This is a genomic window from Kitasatospora sp. NPDC056181, from assembly GCF_042266225.1.
Classification (GTDB): Bacteria; Actinomycetota; Actinomycetes; order Streptomycetales; family Streptomycetaceae; genus Kitasatospora.
Window position 1 is genome coordinate 1 of sequence record NZ_JBHJUK010000209.1, and the last position, 6,690, is coordinate 6,690.

Here is a 6,690-nt window from a genome sequence, read left to right on the forward strand (position 1 = left end):
CGGGGGGCCGGGCCCCCCCCCCCCCCCCCGGCCCGTCTGGCGCCCGCCGGGGGGGCCCCCGCCCCCCCCGGGGGGCCCCCCACCGCTCGGTCTGCGGCTCAGCCCCAGATGGTCCAGCGCGCGCCGCTCTGGCCGTTGTCCGTCCACTGCTGGGCGCGGGCACCGTTCTTGCCGGACGAACCCTCGATCTCCAGCCACTTGCCGCTGGTGTTCTTGAACCAGACGGTCTTCCCGTCCTTCCCGACCCGGAACTCCCACTCCGCGCCGGCCTGTTCGTGGCACGACCACAACTGGGCGTTGGCCCCGTTCGTGTGCGAGGAGTTCTCGATCTCCAGGCACTTCCCGTTGTGCACGTTCTTGATGTGGAACAAGCCGGGCTTGTCCTTCACGGGGTCCAGGCGCCACACCGCGCCCGACTGGCCGTTGCACGTCCACTGCTGGGCGCGGGCGCCGTTCGTGCTGGAAGAACCCTCGATCTCCAGGCACTTCCCGCTGGCGTTCTTGATGAGGATCGGACCCGTGCCGCCGCGGGCGGCGAGGATGCCCTCGTCGGCCCGCGTGAGCGGGCCCGACCCGGTGCTGGCGCCGGCGGTGTCGTCCTGCGGTGCGGCGAAGGCATGGCCGCCGCCCAGGGCGGTGAGCGCGAGCGTCAGGGCGGCGAGACCGCCGCCGACGGCCGACAGCCGGTGCTTGCGGAGTCCGTTGCTGGACATGTGCTGTCCCCCTTCAAGGGTGCTGATGGGCTTCGCGTCCGCCGTCAATCCCCCGCGGTGGACGCACCATCAGCTTGCTGCGGCGGCAGCGGGATGTCGTTAGCACCCGGTCCACTGCCGCTTGGTTCAGAGTCCACTCCCGACCGCCGCCGCGCCGTGGCGGAAGTCGCGGGGCGGCAGCCCGTACGCGCCGCGGAACGCCCGGCTGAAGTCCGCGGCGCGGGTGAACCCGCAGCGGGTCGCGATGACGTGGACGGGTGTCGCGGCCAGTGCCGGGTCGGCGAGTTCGCGGCGGGCCCGTTCGAGGCGCTGGTGGCGGATCCAGGCGGCGACGGTCTCTTCCTCACCCTCGAACAGCCGGTGCAGGTAGCTGACCGAGATGTGGTGGGCGGCGGCGATGACGCCGGGGTTGAGGTCCGGCTCGTGCAGGTGGGCGTGGATGAACGCCCGGATGCGCCGGGTCAGCGCCCGGCGCCGGCTCTCCGGCGGCACGGCGTCCTCGACGTCGAGGTGGTGGGCGAGCAGGGCCGACACCAGGTCGAGGGCGGCCACACCCAGCCGGGGTGCGTCGGAGGCCCGGTAGACGCCGGTGTCGGCGGCGATGCCGGCGAGCAGCTGGACGAGCAGGGCCCCCACGCCCTCGTCCCCGGGCATCCGGCGGGCCTTCAGCCCGGCGACTTTGTCCGGCGGCAGTGGCAACGCCCGCCGGGGGACGGTCACCCAGGCCCCGCTGATCCGCTGCCCCGGATCGTCGGTGCTCACCCGGAGGACGTTGGGCTGCGCGCTGTCCTGCAGTACCAGGTCGTTCGGACGGTAGGCGCCCAGGCCGTCGGACCGGACCACGGATGCGGCGTCGGTGAACGGGAGCGAGAGGATGTACAGCTCGGGGTCGTCGGACGCGCGGACCAGCCGCGAGGACCGGAGCGCGGTCATCGGCGGGTGCTCCATCGTCCAGAGCGCCAGTTCACCGAGCGGCAGGACGCGCAACTCCGCCCGGAAGTCGGCGGCGTGCCCGGTGCGGGCCTCGAACGGCGCGATCATCCGCACGACTTGCTGACGCCAGTACTCGAAGCGGTCCGGCGGCGCCACGTCCTCGGTCCGGAACACCGTCTCGGCCAGCATGCCTGCCCTCCCCGACTCGCCTCCCTGGTACGGGCATTGTCACACCGCGAACAGCGGCGGCGCAGCGGACGGGCAAGGGCACCCGGACCGAGCCGCCCACCGGGCGCAGCAGGCCGCCCCCGGAGCCGGCTCGAACGCGCCGGCAGGCCCACAGCGACAGCGGACACACGGCGAGGCGGGCCGCGGGGATCGGGTGCCGGGCGGGCCTACGGGACGGTTTCGCAGGGGACCTCGGCGTCGGTGCGGTTCCGGGCGGTGCGGGTGAGGACGTGGCGTTCGGCCTGGTCGGCGGCGGGGTTCCGGCGGGGCTTCGTGGATACCGGTTCAGAGGCGTAGCGGCGGTGGGCGGGGCCGCCGGGCGGGCGGAATGCCGGGGTCCGGCTGTGGCGGCGGCCGGGCCATCGGGCAGGATGGCAGTCCGTTCGGAATGCGAACATCCGTTCCAACGTGGTTACGCAAACACGACCTGACAGGCGACCAAGTGACGACACAGCACATACGGCGGCCGGCGGCGGCCCGTTCCCTTGCCCTCCACGCTGCGGGGGCAGGACGGTGACCCGGGGCCTGGTCCTGCACGACTGGGTGGTGGCCGGCATCGCGCTGGCCTCCGGCTGTGTGGCCGCTCTGGTACTGCGGGCTGTGATGAAGTGGCTGGGCAAGCACGCGAGCCGGACCAAGTGGAGCGGGGACGACATCATCGTCGACGCGCTGCGCACCATCGTCCCGTGGGCGGCCGTGATGGCCGGGGCCGCGGTGGCCGCTTCGGCCCTGCCGCTCACCGCGCGGATCAGGGGGCTGGTCGACCAGTCACTGACGGCCGTGCTCATCGTCATCGCGACGTTCAGCGCGGCCCGGGTGGTGGCCGGGCTGGTGCAGTCGGTGGCCGCGTCCCGGACGGGCGTGGCGGCGTCCGCGAGCATCTTCGTCAACATCACCCGCATCGTGGTGCTGACGATGGGCGTCCTCGTGGCCCTGGAGACCCTCGGGGTGTCCATCGCCCCGCTGGTCACCGCGCTCGGGGTGGGCGGTCTCGCGGTCGCGCTGGCGTTGCAGGACACCCTCGCCAACCTCTTCGCGGGTGTGCACATCCTCGCCTCGAAGACGGTCCAGCCGGGTGACTACATCCGGCTCACCAGCGGGGAGGAGGGGTACGTCGTCGACATCAACTGGCGCAACAGCGTGGTGCGCAACCTGTCGAACAACCTGGTGATCATCCCCAACGGCCGCCTGGCGCGGACGAACATGACGAACTACTCCCAGCCCGAGCAGAAGCTGTCGATCCTGGTCCAGGTCGGGGTCGGCTACGACAGCGACCTGGAGCACGTGGAGAAGGTCACCCTCGACGTCGTCGACAGCGTGATGGCCGACATCAGCGGCGGCGTGCCCGACCACGAGGCCGCCGTCCGCTTCCACACCTTCGCGGACTCCAGGATCAACTTCACCGTGATCCTGGGCGTCGGCGAGTTCAGCGACCAGTACCGGATCAAGCACGAGTTCATCAAGCGCCTGCACCAGCGGTACCGCACGGAGGGCATCTCGATCCCCGCGCCCACGCGCACCGTCTCGCTCCAGCAGGACGGGACGGACGCACCGTCGTCCCCCACGCCGGTTCCGCACCAGCGGGACACGTCGTCCGAGGTGCCGGCGGACCGGCCGCGGTAGCCGGCGCGGGGGCAAGCCCGCTCAAGCGCGTACACGGCTGAACCACCGGGTCCGGCGCAGACCCGGGCCGGGCGGTGCGACCGCCCCGGCCGCCGCCCTCGCCGGGCGGTGGCCGGCGGGAGCCCGTGCGGGAGGCCAGGGCATACGACCCCTTCGGGGGTGCTGGGGCCGGCTGGTGGGGGTGCCGCGAATCCCTTGGCCTGCCTGGGCCTCGGTGTGATCCACTTCGCCCATGAGCCTGTCGGTGGATGTCTTTGTTCTTGATGCGAACGGTAAGAGGCGGATACAGGATGTTCCGGATGGAGGTTCAGACTCCGCCGGCTTCGAAAGTTGGCGTACGCGCGTGTGGGGCACGGAAGTTGTGCGCTCGCTGGGAGCCACGTTCCTGCCGGTCCTGGCCGAAGCGGACCTGACGGTCGAACCCGAGCAGGTCCCCGAGTTCCTTCGCGAGTGCTTCCTGCTCCGCGAGAATCTGGAACGGATCGTCACAGAGACGGAACCGGTGCGAACGGTTGAGGAACACAGGCACGCGATCTACGAGCGGCTGGCCATCATCGAGGCGGCCGCCCAGCGTGCAAGCGCGATGGGCGGCGGCATCCTCATCTGGTGACAGGCATGTCAGCGGTCGGCGGCGGGTTGTTCCCCTGTCGTGGACGGGGTGTCGGTGACGAGGGGTATGCCGAGGTTGACCGGTTGGGGCCGGCCGTCGGCGCGGGTTCGGGCGAGGCTGTTGAGCCTGGCGGTGGCGGCGTCGTGGCCGACAACCCCTCGGGCGAGCGGCTCTCGCACCCGAATCACCGGGCGAGCCGGCCCGCGAGCAATGTCCCCGAGACACCCGGTCCCGTCCAAGTCCCGCCCCGTCCAAGTCCCGCCCCGTCCCGCCCCGCCCCGTCCCGTCCCGTCCCCTCCCCTCCCTCCCGTCCGCCGATGCCGGCCGCCACAGAGGCGCCGCCCCGTCCAATGGCGTCCCTCTCACGGGCGGCGACGCAGTCCGGCTACAACAGATGGCGGGCGAAGAAGGTCCCCACCCGGCGTCGTACCTCGGCGAGGGTCACGGCCGGGTCGCCGGTGCCGACGAGCGCGGCCTGCGTTGCCGCTGTCACGAGACCGGCGGTTCGGAGCCGTGCGACGAGCGGGCCGTAGTCGGTGAACGCCCAGTGGTTCGCGTCGGCGAGCAGCACGCGGGGGCCGGGAAGGCCCGCCCAGGAGGACTCGATGCGAGCGGCGCCCTCGAATCCGTCGGTGCGCAGCAGCAGCAACGGCCGGTCGGCTTCGACCGGCGTCGGGTACAGGTCGAGATAGCCCTCCAGGTTCGCCACCGCGCCGACCCGGCGGTCGTGGCGGGCTGCGTACACCGCCGCCGTGCCGCCTGCGGAGTGCCCGTACAGTCCGATCCGGCAGGAGTCCATGACCGATGCGAGCGGCAGGTCGCCGAGCCGGTCCAGGACCAGCCGGAGGTCCGCGATCCGGGTGTCCACCATCGTGCGGAAGGTCTCCGGGTCCGGCGGTCCGATCAGGACGGTCGTCCGCAACCCGGTCGGCAGTTCCACCTGGGATGCGTCACCGGGGTGGTCGACGAGGACGACCACCCGGCCGTGGCTCGCCAGGTCCTCGGCGAGGGTTGTGCCGAGCGTGCGGGAGTCACCGCCGCCGGGTGAGTACACCAGCACCGGCCGCCGCCCGGGCAGCGGCGGCGCACCCACGTGCCCGTGGGTGAGGACCGCGCCCCAGTCCACCACTCCCGGCTTCGGCAGTCCCGGGTGGCGCCCCGAGGCGTATTCGGCGAACATCGCGGCCTCGTCCGGGGTGAGCTGCGGCGCACGGGTGAAGCCGCGGACCGACCGGGCCGGGTACAGGACGGTCAGCATCAACTCCCGCACGCCGCCCACCCACGGGTCGGTACGGGAAGGGTCCGTCAGGTGGACCGTCCGCATGCCGACGGGGTACGGGCCGGCGGGCGCGGGCAGCCGGAGGACCGAGCCGCCGCCGGAGGCGGACGCAGCCGTGGGCAGCAGGGCGGCGGCACTCCCGAATAGGGTGCCTTTCAGAAGAGTGCGTCGAGAAGTCATACGAGCATCCTTGGGCGGGGGCCGTCACGATGCGAAGGTTCAGGCCCTGGCCGAAAGGCTGGCCCAGGACGAGGAGTTGTGAGGGTGCTGCGGATCCACTTCACCGCGCAGGACTTCGCCCGGATCCGCTTCGCACCCCGCCCGGCGCCGCTCCAGGAGCTGCACGCCGCCCTGACGACAGCCGTGACCCGGCGTGGCGGGCCTCTGCTCGCGCCGTGGCGCGGCCGTGTCCTGCGCTCCCTCCCGGCCGCGACCGACCCGCTCGCCGACCTGGTTCCGGCGGGCCGCCCGCCCTCCTTCCTCGACGTCCTCGGCGACACCATGGCCGACGGATTCGAACAGATCCGCGCCGCCGACCCCGGTCTCGTCCGCTCCGAGCTGGAGCGGGTCTACGGGGCGGTGCCCGCCCCTCGCTGGATCCGCAGCCTGCACGCGGGCGACGAGACGGCCTGGCGCACCCTGCACCGCGCCCAGCAGGCCGCGTACGAGACGGTCCTCGCCCCGGTCTGGTCCGTCGTACAGGATCTGCACCGTGAGGAGTTCACCCGCTACGCCCTGGCGGTCGCCGAGCACGGCGTGGCCGCCACGCTGACCGGCCTGGCCCCGGGCAGCCGGCTCCACGGGGGCGCGTGGGAGTGGCCCGGCGCAACACCGGACCGCGACGTTTGCCTCGACGGGCGCGGCCTGGTTCTGCTGCCCACCTTCCACCACCCGGCGGGCCCGCTTCTTCAGGACACCCCGGGCCGTCCCGCAGTCCTGACGTACCCGGCCGGTCCCGGGCTCCCGCCCGCTGCGGGGCGTCCGGCCGTCCCCGCCGAGACCCCGGCCGCCGTCCTGGGCCGCACCCGGCTGGACGCCCTGCGCCTCCTCGCCGAGCCTCACACCACGACGTCCCTGGCCCGCGCCCTCCACGTCAGCAACGCGACGGCCTCGTCCCACGCGGCGGCGCTCAGATCGGCGGGCATGGCGACGACGACCCGCACAGGGCGCTCGGTCACCCACCAGCGCACGGCCCTCGGCACGCTGGTTGCGGGGGGCGGGGCGCCCGCAACCCGGCCGCGCCCCCCCCCCCCCCCCCCCCCACGCCCCCAACGGTGAGGTATAAAAAAAAAACAACCCACACC

7 protein-coding genes are annotated in these 6,690 nt (G+C 73.0%); 3 read left to right on the top strand and 4 right to left on the bottom strand.

The features are described 5' to 3' along the window. Positions 1 to 98 precede the first annotated feature (98 nt). Positions 99 to 713 carry an RICIN domain-containing protein gene (locus tag ACFC1F_RS40130; RefSeq protein WP_376166319.1) on the bottom strand — a complete coding sequence of 205 codons (615 nt, stop codon included), beginning with the start codon at positions 711 to 713 and terminating at the stop codon, positions 99 to 101. A gap of 126 nt (positions 714 to 839) precedes the next feature. Next, positions 840 to 1,835 carry a helix-turn-helix domain-containing protein gene (locus ACFC1F_RS40135; RefSeq protein WP_376166321.1) on the bottom strand — a complete coding sequence of 332 codons (996 nt, stop codon included), beginning with the start codon at positions 1,833 to 1,835 and terminating at the stop codon, positions 840 to 842. A gap of 552 nt (positions 1,836 to 2,387) precedes the next feature. Here ACFC1F_RS40135 and ACFC1F_RS40140 point away from each other — a divergent pair. Then, entirely contained in the window at positions 2,388 to 3,497 is a 1,110-nt protein-coding gene (locus ACFC1F_RS40140; RefSeq protein WP_376166323.1) for a mechanosensitive ion channel family protein, read from the top strand. 232 nt (positions 3,498 to 3,729) lie between these two features. Then, on the top strand, positions 3,730 to 4,107 hold the full coding sequence (locus ACFC1F_RS40145; RefSeq protein ID WP_376166325.1) for a hypothetical protein: 378 nt from the start codon (positions 3,730 to 3,732) through the stop codon (positions 4,105 to 4,107). 8 nt (positions 4,108 to 4,115) lie between these two features. On the opposite strand, the gene ACFC1F_RS40150 is transcribed toward ACFC1F_RS40145, so the two are convergent. Together ACFC1F_RS40150 and ACFC1F_RS40155 are read right to left on the bottom strand one after the other, a co-directional pair. Next, complete coding sequence (locus ACFC1F_RS40150; protein WP_376166327.1) at positions 4,116 to 4,286, bottom strand: hypothetical protein; 171 nt, start codon at positions 4,284 to 4,286, stop codon at positions 4,116 to 4,118. A 206-nt stretch (positions 4,287 to 4,492) separates the two neighbouring features. Next, the gene (locus ACFC1F_RS40155) at positions 4,493 to 5,566 is read right to left on the bottom strand and encodes an alpha/beta hydrolase family protein (protein ID WP_376166329.1); all 1,074 of its coding nucleotides are present in this window, start codon (positions 5,564 to 5,566) and stop codon (positions 4,493 to 4,495) included. Positions 5,567 to 5,650: 84 nt separating this feature from the next. Here ACFC1F_RS40155 and ACFC1F_RS40160 point away from each other — a divergent pair, with 84 nt between their 5' ends. Further along, the gene (locus ACFC1F_RS40160) at positions 5,651 to 6,664 is read left to right on the top strand and encodes an ArsR/SmtB family transcription factor (protein WP_376166331.1); all 1,014 of its coding nucleotides are present in this window, start codon (positions 5,651 to 5,653) and stop codon (positions 6,662 to 6,664) included. Positions 6,665 to 6,690 lie beyond the last annotated feature (26 nt).

Excerpts from the sequence above, each read along its gene's own strand:
- ACFC1F_RS40130 (WP_376166319.1), bottom strand. The coding sequence starts at position 713 with ATGTCCAGCAACGGACTCCGCAAGCACCGGCTGTCGGCCGTCGGCGGC.
- ACFC1F_RS40135 (WP_376166321.1), bottom strand. The coding sequence starts at position 1,835 with ATGCTGGCCGAGACGGTGTTCCGGACCGAGGACGTGGCGCCGCCGGAC.
- ACFC1F_RS40145 (WP_376166325.1), top strand. The coding sequence starts at position 3,730 with ATGAGCCTGTCGGTGGATGTCTTTGTTCTTGATGCGAACGGTAAGAGG.
- ACFC1F_RS40155 (WP_376166329.1), bottom strand. The coding sequence starts at position 5,566 with ATGACTTCTCGACGCACTCTTCTGAAAGGCACCCTATTCGGGAGTGCC.